Origin of the sequence: Romboutsia sp. 13368, assembly GCF_018336475.1 — a bacterium.
Taxonomy (GTDB): Bacteria; Bacillota; Clostridia; order Peptostreptococcales; family Peptostreptococcaceae; genus Romboutsia.
In genome coordinates, this window is the sequence record NZ_CP048741.1 from 2,390,310 (window position 1) to 2,409,793 (window position 19,484).

The window sequence follows — 19,484 nt, forward strand, 5'->3', positions numbered from 1 at the left end:
TATATAGCCCATTCYCCCAAATTAATATTTTAGTTATTATTCTTAAATATTATTCAAATTTCCTTTATAAAAATTTCGCTTTTTTATTCTATCTGACTATGATTTATATATATTTTTTTCAGCAAAATTATTTTATTTACATTTTTATATGTTGTTTTTGATATTTAACCTTTATATTTTGTATTAAAATTATAGACTTTTAATATTAACTTTTTATAAAACAGCTACAAATAAAAAAAGATTGTGCATAATACGTAAGTAATGCACAATCTTTTCAATATTATTCTTCTATTTTATTTTGATTATTTTCTATTGGTTTCATTGTAGGGAATAATATAACGTCTCTTATAGATGGAGAATTAGTTAATAACATCATAACTCTATCTATACCTATTCCAAGACCACCTGTAGGAGGTAAACCAACTTCTAAAGCATTTATGAAGTCTTCATCCATATCACAAGCTTCATCATCACCTAATTCTTTCTTTCTTAACTGATCCATAAATCTTCCTTTTTGATCTATTGGGTCATTTAACTCAGAGAATGCATTAGCTAATTCCCATCTATTTGCGAAAGCTTCGAATCTATCTGTCTTTCTTGGGTCTTCTACATTTCTCTTAGCAAGAGGCGATACTTCAACTGGATGATGAGTTATAAATGTAGGTTGTATTAATTTATCTTCACCGAATTCTTCGAAGAATGCATTTATAACTTCTCCTCTTCTCATTCCAGGAGTTATTTCTATTCCTTTTTCTTTAGCTATAGCTAAAGCTTCTTCATCTGTATTTATAGTAGAGAAATCTACACCAGTGTATTCTTTAACACACTCTTCCATAGTCATTCTTCTCCATGGAGGTGTAAAATCTATTTCAGTTCCTTGGTAGTTTATTTTCATACTTCCTGTAGCAGCTTCTGCCATATGAGCTATAACATTTTCAGTTATTTCCATCATATCTGTGTAGTCTGCATACGCTTGGTATAATTCTATAGCAGTATACTCTGGGTTATGCTTTATAGACATACCTTCATTTCTGAACATTCTTCCCATTTCGTATACTTTATCAAATCCACCAACTATAAGTCTCTTTAAGTATAATTCGTTAGCGATTCTCATGTACATTGGTATATCTAATGTATTGTGGTGAGTAACGAATGGTCTAGCATTTGCTCCACCAGCTATAGTATTTAATATAGGAGTCTCAACTTCTAAGAATCCTCTTTCATCTAAGTATGATCTTAATGCTTTTAATGCCTTAGTTCTTGTTAAGAATGCATCCTTAACTTCTGGATTAACTATTAAGTCTACATATCTTTGTCTATATCTTAAATCTTGGTCTTTTAATCCATGATATTTTTCTGGTAATACTTGAAGTGATTTAGATAATAAAACTACTTCATTAGCTTTTACTGATATTTCTTCTTTTTTAGTCTTGAATACTTCACCTTCAACACCTATTATGTCTCCTATATCATATGTAGAGAATATAGAATACTCTTCTTCACCTATTCTATCTAATCTAACATAACATTGAATTCTTCCATTTTGGTCTTGTATATCTATAAATCCAGCTTTACCTTGGATTCTTTTACTCATTATACGACCAGCTATTTTTACTATTTTACCTTCGAATTCTTCGAAGTTTCCTTTTATTTCTGTAGAATTGCTAGTTCTATCATATCTACTAACTTGGAATGGGTCTCTTCCCATTTCTTGTAATTTAGCTAATTTATCTCTTCTTACTCTAAGTACTTCTGTAAGATCTTCTTGAAGTTGATCATTATTCATTTGATCGTTATTCATGGCCTTGCCTCCTAATTTTGTTATCTTCTTATTTCTAATATTTCAAATTTAGCTACTCCATCTGGAACTTGAACATCAACTACATCTCCTATAGTTCTTCCTAAAAGAGCTCTTCCTACTGGAGATTCATTTGATATTTTTCCTTCATATGGATCTGCTTCTGCTGAACCAACTATAGTGTATTCAACTTCTTCTTCAAAATCCATATCATTTACTTTAACTATTGAACCTATTGTTACAACATTTGAATCTATTTTACTTTCATCTATTATAACAGCTCTTCTTATCATTGATTCTAACTTTATTATTCTTTCTTCAACTTGAGCTTGTTCATTCTTAGCTTCATCATACTCAGCATTTTCTGATATATCTCCGAAAGATATAGCAACCTTTATTCTATCAGCAACTTCTCTTCTTCTTACAGTCTTTAATGTTTCTAACTCATCTTCTAATTTTTGATATCCTTCTTGAGTTAAAAGTATTTCCTTTTTTTCTTCCATAACCCCTACAACTCCTTCACTATGTATTTGGGATTTCTCCCAAAGTTTATTTAGATTATTACATATTTTGTTTTAATTTATGCGGTATATTATAGATTACTATTATTCTAATGTCAAGCAGTCTTGCATATAGCCTTTTAGCTTGTTAACTACCTCTTCATAGCTTTCAATTTTATTTATTTCATCTCTAACTCTAGCAGAATTTCTAAGTCCTTTTAAGTACCATGCTATATGTTTTCTCATCTCTCTTACCGCAACATATTCTCCATGTTCTTCAACTGCTAATTTTAGATGTTTCATAGCTGTATCTATTTTTTCTTCTAATGTAGGCTCTGGTAATATTTCACCCGTTTGCATATAATGATTTATTCTCTTGAATATCCATGGGTTTCCTTGAGCACCTCTTCCTATCATTATAGCATCACAATTTGTTTTATTTAACATATTTATTGCATCTTCAACTTCGAAAACGTCTCCATTACCTATAACAGGTATACTTACATTTTCTTTAACTTCTCTTATTATATCCCAATCTGCCTTACCTGAGTAATACTGTTCTCTAGTTCTTCCATGAACAGCTATTGCACTTATTCCACAATTTTCTGCAATTTTAGCAATTTCCACTGCATTTATACAAGTATCATCCCAACCTTTTCTTATTTTAAGAGTAACTGGTTTTTCAGAATTCTCTACTACAGATCTTAAGACTTTCGCTGCTAATTCAGGATTTTTTAAAAGAGCAGAACCATCACCATTTTTTACAACCTTAGGTGCTGGACATCCCATATTTATATCTAATACTTCATTAGGATAAGAATTTAATATTTTTGCAGCTCCACCCATATATTCTGGGTCTGATCCAAATATTTGTATTGCAACAGGATGTTCTTCTTCCTCTATTTTTAACATCTTCTTAGTATTTTGATCATCATAACATAAAGCTTTTGCGTTAACCATTTCTGTGTATAACATCCCACAGTTTTGCTCTTTACAAATTAATCTAAATGGAAGATCTGTTACCCCCGCCATAGGTGATAAAAAAACTCTATTATCTAAATTTAAGTTGCCTATCTTCATTTTTGTCTCCTCCTAAATTTAAAATTCATATATATTTAAAAAGGAATTGGATTATATTACCCAATTCCCCTATTCTATTCTTTATTCTTTTCATGTAAGATTCTTAAACCGTCTAAAGTTAAAAATCTATCTACATGATCTATACTTTTAGTTTCTGAAGCAATAAGAGTCGATAAACCTCCTGTAGCTATAACTTTAACATTCTCTTGGTTTAACTCTTTCTTCATCATTTCTATTATTTTTTCGACTAATCCTACATATCCGTATATTACACCAGCTTGCATACCTGATACTGTATTTTTGCATATAACTGAGCCTGGCTTAGTTAGTTCAATTCTAGGTAGTTTAGAAGCTCTTTGGAATAATGCTTCACTAGATATTTTTAATCCCGGTGCTATAGTTCCACCTAAATAGTCTGAATTATTAGTTATAGCACAGAATGTTGTAGCTGTCCCAAAGTCAACTACTATAATTGGTGTCCCATATTTTTCTACACAAGCAACTGCATTAACTATTCTATCAGCACCAACTTGCTTAGGATTATCGTACTTTATATTTAATCCAGTTTTTATACCAGGTCCTACTACTTTAGGTTGTTTTTTACAATACTTTTTACAAAAGTTCTCAAGAGAATGCATAACATCTGGAACTACAGATGATATTATAACATCTTCTATACAATCCAAGTCTATCTTTTCATATTGGAATAAGTTGTTTATTAAAATACCATATTCATCAGATGTTTTATTTTTATCAGTATTTATTCTCCAATATTTTATAAGTTCTTTACCTTTATATAGACCTAAGACCATATTGGTATTTCCAACATCAAATACTAAAAGCATATATATTTAACCTTCCTTCTATCTTTTCCTTTTATTAAAAACTACACAAATGGCCGATACAACAAAGCCTCCAACGATAGCTTCCGGTACTCCATTTGTTGCTATTAATGTAAATATTAAAGTTTTTGCTGCTGATGCGCTTTTACCTAAAGCTTCAGCATATCTTGCTCCATATAATATATATGTCATCCCTAGTACACCTACTGTGTTAACTAAAGAACCTATAACTCCTGTTATCCATCCTGATGCAAGAGCATTTTTAGTAAGTTTAATAGTTAGTTTATAAACATAATAAGCCACTATACCTATAAGTACTCTTGGTAATATAGATACCAATGGATTTATAAGTGCAAAATTAGTTATTGTAGGCATAGTAATGGCTCTTAATAAACTTGTAATTCCAAATATAAGTCCTACTATAATTCCAACTAAAGGCCCCTCTAATACTGCGCCTATAATTACAGGTATATGCATTATAGTTAAGTTTAACGGTCCTATAGGAATAAATCCTAAAGGTGTCATTGATAACATAATAGAAATTGCGGCTAAAACTCCTATTATTGCCATTTTTCTAACTTCAAATTTTTTCGTCTTTCTCGATTTAGCTTTCATAGTTTTTGGTGATTCATTCACAATTTCCATTTTCGAGATTCATTCACAATTTCCATTTTCGATGTTTCTAAATTCATTATAAAAGTACACCCCCGTTCCAGCTCATAAAAGATGCCGGACTTCTGAAATTTATTTTTTGCTATAGTAAAGTCAAGCTCTAAAAAATCAGATACCTGCTATAACAGAATAATTGTATCAATAGTAATTTACATTGTCAATAATTCTTGATTAGTCACTATATCTTTATATGCACTTATTTTCCCTATAGAATCTGCTTTTTTTATCGCATTTATTATGCTTTTTTCTACAACTTCAGTAGCTAATGATCCTAAAAGTGTAATATCAGTTTCAATCTCACCAGTTGATATAGTAAATATTGTATCTCCATCATGAGGTGTATGTATAGGGAATATGGCTTTTGCATATCCATTATGAGCCATTTGAGATACTTTTTTACATTGAGCTTTATCTAATTTTGCATTAGTAGCTACAATTCCAATTGTAGTATTATCTATACTAAATCCACCTTTATTAACTCCATTTTTCATTAATTCATAGCTATTTAGAATATTTTTCTTTTCATCATCCATAGTTCCTGCTATAACTTTTCCATTTTCATATACATCTCCAAAAGCATTTACTGCAACTAAGGCAGATACAACTAATCCATTAGGAAGTTTAATCGAATGACTACCTATTCCACCCTTCATAGCATATTCTATTCCTCTTATTTTACCTACTGTTGCACCACAACCTGCTCCAAAATTTCCTTGATTTAAAACAGTATCACTTGCTAATTCACAAGCCGTGTATCCCATATCTATATCAGGTCTAGACTTTGGATTTCCTACTGCTAAATCAAATAATACTGCTCCTACAACTATAGGTACCTTAGCAACACCCACATCGAAACCTATATTATGTTCTTCTAGATATCTACTTACACCACATGTAGATTCTAGTCCAAATGCAGATCCACCAGATAAAACAACTGCATGCACTTTTTGAATCATATTTATAGGATTCAATAAATCAGTTTCTCGTGTACCTGGACCACCACCTCTTACATCAACACCACAAACAGCACCATTTTCACATATAACTACTGTACATCCAGTTAAGCCTTCTATATCTTCAATTTGTCCTACTTTTAAACCTTTAACGTCTAATAAATTGTTATACATACCCTTCAACACCTCTTATAGATACTTCTCCTGACATAATTTCTTTTATTACATTTTCATCATTTTTTATTACTAGATTCCCCTCTTTGTTTATATCTAAACACTTAACTAACTCTTTTTCTCCATTACTAATTATGTATATATATTTTCCTATAATAGCAGAGTGTTTCCTACATATATCTAATGTTTCATTTTTTAAGCCATGATTTATATATTGTAAATATAGCCTTTCAAATTCTTCTAATATATTTCTAACTATGTCTACTCTAGATATTTTATGACCTTCTTTATATAAAGAAGTCGCTATATGAGAAATTTCCTGGGAAAAATCAATAGTTTTTACATTTATGCCTATACCTAGCACAATATAGTTTATTTTATCAATCTCTGCAGATAATTCAGTAAGAATACCTGCTATCTTCTTATTATTTATAATAATATCATTAGGCCACTTTATATTTGTTTCTACACCTAAATTATTCAATGCTTTAGTTATACTCGCTCCAGCTATTAACGTTAAGAATGGTGCTTTTTGAGGTATTAGATTAGGCTTTAATATTATACTCATCCAAATCCCTTCTCTAGATTTAGATACCCACTGTCTTCCTATTCTGCCTTTACCTTTTGTCTGCTCCTCACTAATAATAACTGTTCCTTCTTGCTTTTGTAATGCTACTTTTTTTGCATAATCATTGGTAGAGTCTATCGTATCAAAATGAATTATACTTCTACCTATATATTTAGTATCTAATTTATTAGAAATATTATTATACGTTAATAAATCATTCAAATCGTCTACTAATTTATATCCTTTTTTCTTTACTTCTTCAATATTATACCCTGCTGATTTTAATACCTCTATATGTTCCCTTATAGCTTCACTAGATATCTCAAGTTTTTTTGATAACGCTTCGCTTGAAATAAAATTACCTTTATTATCTAATAAAGTTTGTATTATTTTACCTCTCATATTCCACCCCTATTCAATATTCACAATCCTTATATAAAATAATTATACTATTCAATATTCACAATCCTTATATAAAATAATTATACATCATATATTTATAAAAGTTAGTACACAGTAATTATTTATATACTTTTATAAACTAAAAAGAGCCTTTAAAGGCTCTTTTTAGTTTATATATTAATTTTTATCTGTCTTATCTGAATCTTCATTATTTCTAGTTAAATCCATATCTAATTTTAATTCTTTAGATAAAGTTTCTCTTTTTTCTAAAGTTTCACCATTTTCTATCTTATCATCTTTTTTTAATTCTAAAACTTCTAATGGTAATTCTTTATTAAACGCTTTTACAAATTGATCTGCATCTAATGTTTCATATACTAATAATGCTTTAGCTACGTATTCTAATCTATCCATATTATCTTGTAATATCTTTTTAGTTTGCTTATAAGATTCATCAACTATTCTTCCAATTTCCTTATCTATTTCATAAGCTACTTCTTCAGAATAATTTTTCTTACTTGCCAAGCTATTACCTAAGAATACTTCATCATCAGAATCACCAAATGTCATAGGTCCTAATTTTTCACTCATACCATATTTAGTAACCATATTTCTAGCAGTTGAAGAAACTCTTTCTAAGTCATTTGATGCTCCTGTAGATATATCATCTAAAGTTAATTCCTCAGCTACTCTACCTCCAAGTAATACAACTATATTTTCTTTCATTTCATTTTTAGTTGCATAGAACTTATCTTCAACTGGAAGTTGCATAGTGAATCCTCCTGCTCTTCCTCTTGGAACTATTGTAACTTGATGTACTGGACTTACATTAGGTAATACATGCGCACAAACTGCATGCCCCGCTTCATGATAAGCTGTAAGTTTTCTTTCTGGCTCGCTTATAACTCTAGATTTTTTAGCTACACCTGCTATAACCTTTGTTATAGCTTCTTCTATAGTTTCCATATGAATTTTCTTTTCTCTTTTTCTAGCAGTAAGTATTGCTGCCTCATTCATTAAGTTTTCTATATCAGCTGGAGTAAATCCAGGTGTTCTTCTTGCTAATACTTCTATTTTTACATCATCGGCTAAAGGTTTATTTCTTGAGTGAACTTTAAATATAGCCTCTCTACCTTTTACATCTGGAGCTCCTACAACAACCTGTCTATCAAATCTTCCTGGTCTAAGTAGTGCAGGGTCTAATATATCTGGTCTATTTGTAGCAGCCATTATTATTATACCTTGGTTTACTCCGAAACCATCCATTTCAACAAGTAATTGGTTAAGAGTTTGCTCTCTTTCATCATGGCCACCGCCAAGACCTGCTCCTCTTTTTCTACCAACAGCATCTATCTCATCTATAAATATTATCGCTGGAGCATTTTTCTTTGCTTGCTCGAATAAATCTCTAACTCTTGAAGCACCAACCCCAACAAACATTTCAACAAAATCAGAACCACTTATACTAAAGAATGGTACTCCTGCTTCTCCTGCTACAGCTCTTGATAGGTAAGTTTTACCTGTACCTGGAGGTCCAACCATAAGTATACCTTTTGGTATTCTAGCACCTAAGTCTATGTATTTTTTAGGATTTTTTAAGAAATCAACAACTTCTTGTAAATCTTCTTTTTCTTCATTTAAACCTGCAACATCCTTAAATGTTACTCTTGTTTTCTCGTCATCTTTATGAACCTTCGCTTTTGATTTACCAAAGTTCATAACTTTTCCGCCTCCACCTTGAGACTGATTCATAAATACAAACCAAATTATTACCATAAAGAATATTAGTAGTAATGTTGGTAGTAATTCTACAAACCAAGGTGTAGATGGTTTAGCTTCTCCACCAAATACTATTTTTCCTTCTTTAGCTTGGTCTAATACCTCTTTAGAAAGAGTATCTCCCATTATTTCTTCAGGAACATAAGATCTAAATTTAGTATTTGAATCTTTTATTGTTCCTTCTACAGCTGTATCATTTATAAAGTATAATCTTGATATATTTTCATTAGCTAATTCTCTATATACTTTTGAAAACTCCATAGTTTCCACTTTTTGTGTAGGTTCTCCTGAAAATTGAACTATTCCTACAATTATTATAAAAATTACTAGGTAGAAACCTATTCCTTTGAAAAATTTATTCAAAAGAAGCCCTCCTTTCATATGTTGTTTTATTCTATAGTTTCTTAAAGATAATCTTTAAGACTTCTTTTGTATTTTCATCTATTTTATAATTTTCACTAGACTTATATTCTCCAACTTGTAATATACCTTCTTCATCAACTACAACTGGTATCTTACATCTTTCTTCTCTTGGTATCTTTAAGTCTATAAATAGATCCTTAAGTTTTTTAGTCCCTCCAGCAAGCTTTATTTTATCTCCTTGCTGTCTATTTCGTATAACAATACCTCCTTTTATCTTGTTAAAATCAAACCCTCTAGACATTTTGTCTACTTTTCCACTTTTATATCTATCTATAGTCATTGTTTGGGTTTCAATTATAGAATTTATTTCTTTTATCTTAACAAATCCATTACTAGGTATATTATAAGAAAACTCAATTTCCTCCTCTACTATCTCTGTAGTAGTTAACATTATAGAACTTTTTCTTCTATATACAAATACACCTCTTGGAAGAGTTAACATCTTATTAATCTTAGATTCACTTTCAAGCTCCATTACATCGTCTATATGTTTTTGGTCTATAAAATTAGTATCACCTAAGATAGCTTTTATACCTTTTCTTAATACCCTTACTTTTATTGCATTATGTAACCTCTTAAAACTATTTATGTCTACTTCAACTGAATCAGAACTAACTTTGCATATATTCTTAAACTTTATTTCAGCATCAGATTCAATATAGTCACTATCAGTTTTTAAATTATTGCTCATCCTTACTATAGATTCTATTAAATTAGTATTAAAATTATCCTTCATATATGGTATAAGTTCTAATCTAATTTTATTTCTAGTGTAAATATTTTCTAAATTACTCTCATCTATTCTAGGATTTAAATTATGTACTTCACAATATTCCTCTATTTCTTTTCTTTCTACATCTAAAAGAGGTCTGATTATACCATTTTCTCTAGCATATTCTATGCCTCTAAGTCCCTGAAGTCCAGTACCTCTCATTATTCTCATAAGTACTGTTTCTGCTTGGTCATTTAAGTTATGACCAATAGCTATTTTATTCGACTTAGTTTTTTGTTTTATTTCATTAAACATTTCATATCTAAGCTTTCTTGCTCCTTCTTCAATAGACATACCATTGTCTTTACAGTATTTAGGAACATCTATAGATTTTAGAAAATAAGTTATACCCATTTTCTCACATATATCTGAAACGTATAATGCATCCTTTTGAGCTTCTATTCCTCTTATTTGATGATTCAAATGAGCTACATATAATTCTATATTTAATTTTTCTTTAAGTCTATTCAATATGTGTAAAAGGCAAACTGAGTCAGGTCCTCCAGATATACCTAATACAATTTTATCTCCATCTTCTATTAAGTTATGTTTATCTATAGTACTTAATACTTTTTCAAAAACCATATTTATACCTCTTACATTTAGTTTTTTATAACTCGTATCTATAGTTTTCTATAAAAAAACTATAATCCCTTGTGTAAATTTTAAAATTTACAAACTTTGTATAATTATTATAATACCAAATAAATTAAACAAAAGGTAGTATTTTAACTACCTTTATAAAATTTGTATACTATATTATATATTATACTCTATTGAAATATTAATTTCATTTCTACCTTTAAATAAATCTAATATATTAATATTATATTCTATATTTAATTTTATATAATTTTTTTCACTTCTATCTATTTCTAATTTATTTGTTTCTGTTTCAATTATAAATAAACCTTGATTAGTTCTATATCTTGTTTCATGTTTATAATTTTCTTTGAAAACCATTAATGAATTAACAGTTCCAAATTTTTTAATAGAAACTTCATCATCTGATATTTTTATAGTAGTTGTTATTTTTTCTCCATCTTCTATTTCTTCATAAACTACATATATATCATCTTTTTTTTCAAATATTTTTCCTATAGTCTTTAATTCCATAGTATCTGTATTTTTATTTTCATCATATTGTTTTGTAAGTATACTTAATTTTGCTTCCAAAGTAATTCCTCCCCTAAAACAAGTATAAACTTTAAGCAATCGCTCAAAGTTTATACTCGAATTGATATTTTTATATTCTTACATTTTTTATATCATCTATTTCTTTCTTTAAAAATTCCTCTGCAATAGCAGCAAATTTTTCAGGTATATCAGATACATAATACTCATACTTAGGTTCTTCACCTATATCGCCTCTAAGCATGTCATTTTCATCTAATATCCTCTTTAAATCCTTTGCTGTTTCTTTGGCTGGATTTACTAAAGTGACTTTTTCTCCAACAATTTCTCCAATTGTTTTCTTTAATAATGGATAATGAGTACATCCTAACACTAAAGAGTCTATACCTTCTTTCATTAAATCATCTAAATATCTTTTAGCTGTTAATGATGCTATATCTGTATTAGCCCAACCTTCTTCTACAATAGGAACAAATAATGGACATGATTTATCTACTATCTTAATTTCCGGGTCTAGCTTTGAAATTTCTGCATTATATGCTTTCGATCTTATAGTTCCATCCGTACCTATTATTCCAACAACCTTGTTCTTAGTTGTATATACTGCTGTTCTAGCTCCAGCTTCTATAACTCCAAGTATGGGAATATCATACTTTTCATTTGCTTCCTTTAATGCTCTAGCTGTTGCTGTATTACATGCTATAACTATAGCCTTTACATTTTTCGAAATTAAAAAATCTATAGCTTGGAAAGTATATTTAATTATAGTTTCTTTAGATCTTGGTCCATATGGAACTCTAGCTGTATCACCAAAGTAAACTATATTTTCATTTGGTGTAATTTTCATTATTTCCTTTAATACGGTAAGTCCACCTAATCCTGAATCAAATACACCTATTGGTCTATTATTCATTAGTAACACCTGCTTTACTTCTTAGAGTCTAACGCTAACTCTATAATGCTATCTATAAGATTAGAATATTCTAATCCTGTAGCTTCCCACATTTTAGGATACATACTTATATTTGTAAAACCAGGTAAAGTATTTATCTCATTTATAAATATTTCTCCTGAATTTTTATCTATAAAGAAATCTACTCTTGAAAGTCCTTTTCCATCGATTCCTTTAAAGGCTTCTACTGCCATTTTTCTTATGTTTTCCATATCTTCAGATTTTATATTTGCTGGTATTTCATAAGTTGACGCACCATTTATATATTTATCTTCATAGTCATAGAAATCTTTAGCTGGTTTTATTTCTCCTGCTATAGATGCTTTTACATCTTCATTTCCAAGAACAGCAACTTCTATTTCTCTTGCATCTATACCTTGCTCTAAAACTATTCTTGAATCATATTTTAAAGCTTCTTCTATACCTACTAAAAGCTCTTCTCTATTTGTAGATTTAGATATACCTACACTTGAACCTAAGTTAGCTGGCTTTACAAATATAGGATAGTTTAATTTTTCTTCTATTTTATTTAATTCTTCTTCTTTATTTCTATTAAATTCCCATCTATTTGTATCAGTATAGTTTACTTGTGGTAATCCTATCTCTGAGAATACTTTTTTACAGATAAGCTTATCCATACCTACACTAGAAGCTAAAACTCCACATCCTACGTATGGTATTTGACTTATTTCAAATAATCCTTGTATTGTACCATCTTCTCCATATGGTCCATGTAAAACAGGGAATAATACATCTATTTTTTCTACTCTTCCATCTTCAAATTTTAATCCAACTTCCTTATTTCCAGAAGGTATTAAATTTATTTCAACATTTTTATTAGCTAAATTAACCCAATTTCCGTTTTTGATGTTTTCTTCATCTCCATCATAAAACATCCATCTTCCATCTTTTGTTATTCCTATAGTAAAAATATTATATTTATCTTTATTAATATGCTTATAAATCGAAGCTGTCGATAATAGTGAAACTTCGTGTTCACCTGATTTTCCACCAAATATTAAAGCCACATTTATTTTATTCATAATCTGTTCACCTTTCTGCTAATATTTATTCACATCAAATATTATATGCATTTTGCTATCTAAATGATTATTATAGTTTATTTTTACAAAAAAATAAAGGAGCAAAAGCTCCAATATCGCCATTTTAATTATATATTTTTCTATTTTGCAAATACGTGGTTTCCTATCCTCATATATGGATTTAGCGTCTTTATCCATTTACATGTAGCTATATCTGGATTCCAAAAGTAAATTGCTCTATTTGTTGGATCTTTTCCATATAATGCTTCTTGTGCTGCCGTGTAAGCAGACTCTGTAGGTTGCATATTTATAGAACCATCTTTGACAACAGAAAATGCATTCTTTTGGTATATAACATCTCTTATTGTATTAGGGAACCTAGGGTCTTTTACTCTATTTATAACGACAGCTGCCACAGCAACTTGTCCTTCATAACTTTCACCTCTAGCTTCACCTGTAACCAACTTAGATAAAAGTAATAATTCTTCATTTGTTATATTTATTACTTCTTTATTCTGTTGTTTTATACTTTTAGCTTGAATTGAGGATGCTTTTGTATCATAATTTACATCTATTTCATTGGAATATATTAGTTTTGTAGGAGTAAGCACACAAGTCAATACTAATATTAAAACTTTAAGCTTATAACACCTATCCATAAATATTGTCACTCCTTCAATGTTCTTATTTATTTATTATATCCTGTAATATTTCAACTATCTTAAATTTTATTTGAACTCTATTCACCTGTTTTTTATTACTTTGAGTTATTAACTCATATTCTTCTTCAGTTAATACTTCTCTCAATTTTTCATCTGTTTCTTTATCTATAATACCTTTTTGTTCATCTACAAAGCATAACGGTGGGAACATAACGCACCACCAGTTTTTGCCGCTACCCTCACCTATTATTATTCTTAACGCTTTATATTCTCCCGCAGGAAGAACTACATTAGAATACTGTTTAGTTGGAAATTGGCTATAATCTATTCCTACCTTTACATCATATTCATATCCATTTTCTAAAATAATATCTTTACTTATATTTTCAAGTTCTTCATATTCACTTTTTATTATTTTTTCACTTTCCTCTATACTATTAGAAAGTGCTAACTTTGGTTGTAAATAATCTATAACTGCATCTCTTACTTTTAATTTTAAATTTTGATCTTCATCTGAATCGCTATTTGCTATAACATGAAATCTTATTAACTTATTTTTATAATCTTCTGATGCTGTACTTATTTTCTTTACTTCCCCACCAATTGATACTGTCATAGTTGATATAACTACAATTAAACTCAAAATTAATATACTTAATCTTATTTTTATTCTATTAATCATTATTAATCCCCCTCAAAATATTACTATTTTGAGTATTTCCATTTTATATTGATTTATACATTTCTATAAAAATATTTTTTAGTTTTGAGTTTAGAGCCTTTTTAAACATAAAAAATNTYWTAGTTTTGAGTTTAGAGCCTTTTTAAACATAAAAAATATCATCGGTTAAATTTAATAATTTTAATTTATACCAATGATACTTCTTATTATGATTCTTTAGTCTTTGAAGTTGTTTCTATCATGAAATTTTCAGCTTTTTGAATATGTTCCATAGCATATTTTTTAGCTAATTTACTATCTCCTGTTTTTATTGCATCTAATATCATTTTATGTTCTTCTATTATTTTTACAGTAGAATCATAATCTGATACATATGTAAATCTAAATCTATAAACTTGTTCCCATAAAGAATTTATTAATTGATGTAATTTTTTATTATTTGTTGCTTTAAATATACACTCATGAAACTCTACATCTTTTTTCAGTAAATATTCTACATCTGACTCATTTACACTATCTTTAAATTCATCAACTATAGATTCTAATTTTTTTATATCTTCATCTGATATTCTTTCAGCTGCAAGGGAAGCTGCTAATCCTTCTAAACTAGCTCTTATTTCTAAAACATCTATTATATCTTTTAAAGACATATCAGCTACATAAGCACCTTTTCTTGGAAGCATAACAACTAGCCCCTCTAGTTCTAGTTTTCTAATAGCTTCTCTTACAGGTGTTCTACTTACTCCTAATTGTTCAGCTAATTGAACTTCCATAAGTCTTTGTCCAGGTTTTAATTTACCTTCTACTATAGCTTCTCTTAAATTTTCAAATACAACATCCCTTAGCGGCTTATATTCATCTAAATTCAACCTAGTCAAATTATTCATTAATTTCAACTCCTTTTTCACTACTTCTAACAACATAAACTTGGTTATATTTCTTAAGTAGCTCTCCCTTTCCTTTTAGGGCATCTTCTTGTTTTTCAAAAAGTCCAAAAACTGTAGGACCACTTCCACTCATCATAGATCCTAATGCATTATTATCTAACATTATTTTTTCTATATCTGATATTTCATTATGCATTTTACTTGTTACAGTTTCTAATACATTCACCATATTTTCTGATAATAATTTTATGTCCTCTTTTTCTAAACATTTTATTAATAATTCATTGTCTGGTCTATCTTTAATATTATCTAAATCTAATCCTTGATATACATCTTTTGTTGATACAAATAAATTAGGCTTGCAAACTAATATACTTTTATCTTTAGGTAATCCTTTAATATAAGTTAATTTTTCCCCTATGCCTTGTGCTAATGCTGCATTTCCTGATATACAAAACGGAACATCTGCACCTAGTGTAAGTCCTATTTCTTGTAACTGTTTTTCTGATAAATTAAGATTCCAAAGTTTATTAAGACCTACTAAAACTGCTGCTGCATTACAGCTACCTCCAGCCATACCTGCTGCTACTGGAATATTTTTTTCTATAAATATATCTAAACCACTTTTTATATTAAATTTATCCTTTAATACTTTTGCTGCTTTGTAAACAATATTATTTTTATTTAAAGGTATATCTAAACTATTACTATTTATATTAATTTCATCTATTTCATTTTCTGTTATTTTTATAATGTCATATAAATCTATGGTTTGCATTATCATTTCGACTAAATGATATCCATCTTCTCTTTTCCCTAGAACATCTATTGATAAATTTATTTTAGCTCTACTTTTTAATTCTATTGATTTCATTTTAGCCTCCTTAATATTTCTAATGCACTCTATGCTTAATATTTATATTATACTACAAAAAATAAAATAATAGGGGATTATAGCCCCTATTATTTTATTTTCATAGTTATATATTAATTACACATTTCAACTTTCTTTTCTAATATTAAGCATTTACTRTTTTCATAGTTATATATTAATTACACATTTCAACTTTCTTTTCTAATATTAAGCATTTACCTGATTTTAATGGTTCTTCTAATTTTAAGTCATTTAACTCAGCTATTTCAGATTCTGTTGTATTGTATTTCTTAGCTATATTCCAAAGAGTATCTCCATCTTTGCATATATATACTATTATACTTGGAGCATTAGATAAATCATAAGCACCTAAATCTTCGCCTTTTACTATAAAGCTTTCTGTCTTTTTATCTACCGCTTCTATAAATCTTTTTACTTTTACTGATAAATCTATTTCATCTCTATTTAAATCAAAATCTATCTTTTCTATACAAACTGTATTGAATATGCTACAAGTATCAGTTAAATTATCCACTGCTATATCATGCTCAAAAGGTACTTCTTCACTTATTCTATAAACAGCTTTTAAACCTTCTACAGGAACATATAGTATATCAACTTTTATTATCCCTTGTATTATACTTTTTCCATCTTCTATATATGAATTTTCTATAGATATAGAAGGGCAAACACTTACTATATCTTTTATTTGTATATCATCGTTACTATTTTTTATACTATCTCTTACTACAAATGTTTCTGTTTCACAATATACAGTTTTATTTACTTCCATTGTTCTATAGTCAAATTTTATTACTTTTTCAGGAGAATATGCATCTTGTAATATTTCTCTTGTTATTTCATCAGTAACTTTTACCTTGCAACCAACTGTACAATCTATTTCTAACAATCCAGTATTACTTTCATTATTTTGTTTAAATACATAATTTAATTCTCCCATAGATAATAAAGTCTCTTCTGTCATTCCTTCACATGCTCCTGGAACCTCTATAAATTGTGTAAAGTCTATTCCTATCTTATCTAGTTCAACTAATTCTCCGTCATATGTACACGCTAAAGGATTTATCTCTACAACTCCACCAACTATAACTTTATTATCTGATACTCTTGTTTCTTTTACCTTTGCATAAGGACTTAAACTTATTATTGATTGAACTTCTTCAGTATTTATAGTTATAGTATCTCTTATTGCACTTTCTGACTTTTCTATTCCTATAATATCTTGATAACTTATTTCTTTTCTGTGCTTTTGTACACCTTCAACTTGAGATACATCTTTTACAATATCAAGTCTTTGTTTTTCAAATATGCTTCCTCTTAAATTCATAAGAGCTCCTACTCTTATTTTTCTTTCATTCATTATAGTACAATCTACATGTTCTACTTCTGGATATATCATATATTCCATATCTGGAACTATTATATCTTTTTCTATAACTTCATTTATATCTATTTTTCCATCCATATTTGAAACTGTTGTTTTATCATCTGTCATATATATTACATTATAATTAAAACTACCTTTGCAAAGTATTCTTCCTTCTGCAAGTTCTACTTTCTTTAATGATATGTATCCTTCTGTTTTTATTATTTCATACACATCTGATTTTTTATCAGGTACAACTGCCTCTGCTTCTATAAACGTTTGAAACTTCCCAAAGTCTATTCTATTATCTACTTTTATTATATCTTTTATTAGTTCCATATTTGTCCTCCCATTTATTAAATATAAATATCACACTATATTTATATTTAATAAACAAAAAAAAAATTACACCTATTTTTGATAGGTATAATTTTAACTTACGTGTAATTTATCTTGATTCTTAAATACTTGCAATTTTACATTTGATGTTAATAAATCTGAATAACTATACGATACTCTCGAACATCCTTCATTTTCGCTATCTAGCTTTACAACAAACACACTTGGGTAGACTTTTTCTAATATCCCTCTTCTTGTAACAATCTGTTTTCTTCCCTTATTAGCCTTAAGTAGTATCTTTTTACCTAAATGCCTCTCTAAACTTTCCCTTATCTTATCTAAAGTTTGAACAGTGGCCATAATATCACCTTCTTTTAAACGTTTGTATGTTTACATAATATCACAAAGAAGTTTATTTGTCAAATGTTCAAACTAATTATTTTATATATTTTTACATGAAAAGTCAATATGTTTTTTATATATATTTTATATATATTTTATTTTTATTAATATAGCATTGATTTTGGCATTGCCCATCTAAATTTACCTCTTGTTTCAGAACCTCCTATACCCTTTATACCAGTTACGGTTTGTTCTATAACTTCTTCTATTGGAACTATAGTATCTATTCTTGAACATGCAATTTTTTCAACCACAAATACAGGATCTAATGCATGTATCATTATTCTACCAGGAGAACTAGCATAATTAGCTCCTGCTCTTAACAGTTGCTCATAGTTAGACTGACATGCTCCTGCAAATATAACCAAATTATCTAAATTAGGTTCCCATTTGCGAGCTTGTTTAACTGCCTTTATAAAATTTAAAGAGTTTCTATAATTATTTAAATCTGTTATATTTCCTTTTCTAGAAGTTAATGCATCATGACCAGTTATAACCAGTATATCTGGGTTATGTTTATCTAAAAGCGACAGAACTTCTTTATATTGATTTGCCTCTGGTATAGCCACACCAACTGCTGGTATTCCAAGTTCAGTATATACATCTAAACATATTTTTAAATAATCCTTATCTCCATCTATTTGCAATACCTTTCCTGGTATTCCATATATATTAGGGTTAGTTTGAAGTTTTGGCGCAACTCTACTCATATTTTTTTCTCTATCTTGAGCATTTCTAACAGATTGATCTATTAAATTTTCTACAAAAGGGTCTATTAATATTTGTTTTATATCAGGCACCTTTACTATTTCTAAATCATCTAAATATGCATCTGCTATTACCCTAAATGCTACACCTTTTAAAATTGCAATTTTTTCATTTTTATTATCTATATTAAATCCAGTTATTCTAAATACTATATCTTTATTGTATGATTTTCTAGTTACTATATCACCAATTTTCATAACTTTCCTCCTAGATAAAGTTGTTTTATTATATAATATGTGGCGATTTTTTTTTTGTTCCATATACAATAAATTTAAAATATATTTTGTTGAAATTTATCAGTTAATAGTATAAAAAAATAGCTATCTGTAATAAGATTTAACAAATAAAAAATTCGATTCGCTTGAGCGACGTGTCGGCGAATCACTTTAAG

Annotated in this window: 19 protein-coding genes; all 19 read right to left on the reverse strand. The window is 28.6% G+C overall.

The genetic code is table 11. The features are described 5' to 3' along the window. Positions 1-280: 280 nt before the first annotated feature. Complete coding sequence (gene lysS, locus G3997_RS10130; protein WP_296645617.1) at positions 281-1,801, reverse strand: lysine--tRNA ligase; 1,521 nt, start codon at positions 1,799-1,801, stop codon at positions 281-283. 20 nt (positions 1,802-1,821) lie between these two features. Beyond that, on the reverse strand, positions 1,822-2,301 hold the full coding sequence (greA, locus tag G3997_RS10135) for a transcription elongation factor GreA (RefSeq protein WP_296645618.1): 480 nt from the start codon (positions 2,299-2,301) through the stop codon (positions 1,822-1,824). A 102-nt stretch (positions 2,302-2,403) separates the two neighbouring features. After that, positions 2,404-3,378, reverse strand: coding sequence for a tRNA dihydrouridine synthase DusB (dusB, locus tag G3997_RS10140; protein WP_296645619.1), 975 nt, complete (start codon positions 3,376-3,378; stop codon positions 2,404-2,406). Positions 3,379-3,452: 74 nt separating this feature from the next. Continuing rightward, the gene (locus tag G3997_RS10145; protein ID WP_296645620.1) at positions 3,453-4,223 is read right to left on the reverse strand and encodes a type III pantothenate kinase; all 771 of its coding nucleotides are present in this window, start codon (positions 4,221-4,223) and stop codon (positions 3,453-3,455) included. A gap of 18 nt (positions 4,224-4,241) precedes the next feature. Beyond that, positions 4,242-4,856 carry an ECF transporter S component gene (locus G3997_RS10150; protein WP_330616136.1) on the reverse strand — a complete coding sequence of 205 codons (615 nt, stop codon included), beginning with the start codon at positions 4,854-4,856 and terminating at the stop codon, positions 4,242-4,244. Positions 4,857-5,041: 185 nt separating this feature from the next. Further along, a complete protein-coding gene (locus G3997_RS10155; RefSeq protein ID WP_296645621.1) occupies positions 5,042-6,019 on the reverse strand; it encodes a P1 family peptidase in 978 nt (325 codons plus the stop codon). Further along, positions 6,012-6,989, reverse strand: a complete 978-nt coding sequence (locus tag G3997_RS10160; RefSeq protein WP_296645622.1) for a biotin--[acetyl-CoA-carboxylase] ligase — start codon at positions 6,987-6,989, stop codon at positions 6,012-6,014. The genes G3997_RS10155 and G3997_RS10160 overlap by 8 nt, the downstream gene beginning before the upstream one ends. A 177-nt stretch (positions 6,990-7,166) precedes the next feature. After that, positions 7,167-9,131 carry an ATP-dependent zinc metalloprotease FtsH gene (ftsH, locus tag G3997_RS10165; protein WP_296645623.1) on the reverse strand — a complete coding sequence of 655 codons (1,965 nt, stop codon included), beginning with the start codon at positions 9,129-9,131 and terminating at the stop codon, positions 7,167-7,169. A gap of 31 nt (positions 9,132-9,162) precedes the next feature. Beyond that, entirely contained in the window at positions 9,163-10,548 is a 1,386-nt protein-coding gene (gene tilS, locus G3997_RS10170) for a tRNA lysidine(34) synthetase TilS (protein ID WP_296645624.1), read from the reverse strand. Between the two features lie 174 nt (positions 10,549-10,722). After that, the gene (locus G3997_RS10175) at positions 10,723-11,139 is read right to left on the reverse strand and encodes a DUF1934 domain-containing protein (protein ID WP_296645625.1); all 417 of its coding nucleotides are present in this window, start codon (positions 11,137-11,139) and stop codon (positions 10,723-10,725) included. A 70-nt stretch (positions 11,140-11,209) separates the two neighbouring features. Continuing rightward, complete coding sequence (gene murI / locus G3997_RS10180) at positions 11,210-12,010, reverse strand: glutamate racemase (RefSeq protein ID WP_296645626.1); 801 nt, start codon at positions 12,008-12,010, stop codon at positions 11,210-11,212. A gap of 14 nt (positions 12,011-12,024) precedes the next feature. Beyond that, positions 12,025-13,092, reverse strand: a complete 1,068-nt coding sequence (locus G3997_RS10185) for a D-alanine--D-alanine ligase family protein (RefSeq protein ID WP_296645627.1) — start codon at positions 13,090-13,092, stop codon at positions 12,025-12,027. Between the two features lie 140 nt (positions 13,093-13,232). Then, a complete protein-coding gene (locus G3997_RS10190; RefSeq protein ID WP_296645628.1) occupies positions 13,233-13,751 on the reverse strand; it encodes a cell wall hydrolase in 519 nt (172 codons plus the stop codon). 25 nt (positions 13,752-13,776) lie between these two features. Next, positions 13,777-14,436 (reverse strand): stage II sporulation protein R, encoded by a 660-nt coding sequence (spoIIR, locus tag G3997_RS10195; RefSeq protein WP_296645629.1) that lies wholly within the window; start codon positions 14,434-14,436, stop codon positions 13,777-13,779. Between the two features lie 206 nt (positions 14,437-14,642). After that, positions 14,643-15,323, reverse strand: a complete 681-nt coding sequence (locus tag G3997_RS10200) for a GntR family transcriptional regulator (protein WP_296645630.1) — start codon at positions 15,321-15,323, stop codon at positions 14,643-14,645. Further along, the gene (gene ispE / locus G3997_RS10205) at positions 15,316-16,197 is read right to left on the reverse strand and encodes a 4-(cytidine 5'-diphospho)-2-C-methyl-D-erythritol kinase (RefSeq protein WP_296645631.1); all 882 of its coding nucleotides are present in this window, start codon (positions 16,195-16,197) and stop codon (positions 15,316-15,318) included. The genes G3997_RS10200 and ispE overlap by 8 nt, the downstream gene beginning before the upstream one ends. 175 nt (positions 16,198-16,372) lie before the next feature. Continuing rightward, positions 16,373-17,923, reverse strand: a complete 1,551-nt coding sequence (locus G3997_RS10210; RefSeq protein ID WP_296645632.1) for a DUF3794 and LysM peptidoglycan-binding domain-containing protein — start codon at positions 17,921-17,923, stop codon at positions 16,373-16,375. 93 nt (positions 17,924-18,016) lie between these two features. Next, entirely contained in the window at positions 18,017-18,283 is a 267-nt protein-coding gene (locus G3997_RS10215) for a Veg family protein (RefSeq protein WP_296645633.1), read from the reverse strand. A gap of 146 nt (positions 18,284-18,429) precedes the next feature. Next, complete coding sequence (yabG, locus tag G3997_RS10220) at positions 18,430-19,290, reverse strand: sporulation peptidase YabG (protein ID WP_296645634.1); 861 nt, start codon at positions 19,288-19,290, stop codon at positions 18,430-18,432. Positions 19,291-19,484 lie beyond the last annotated feature (194 nt).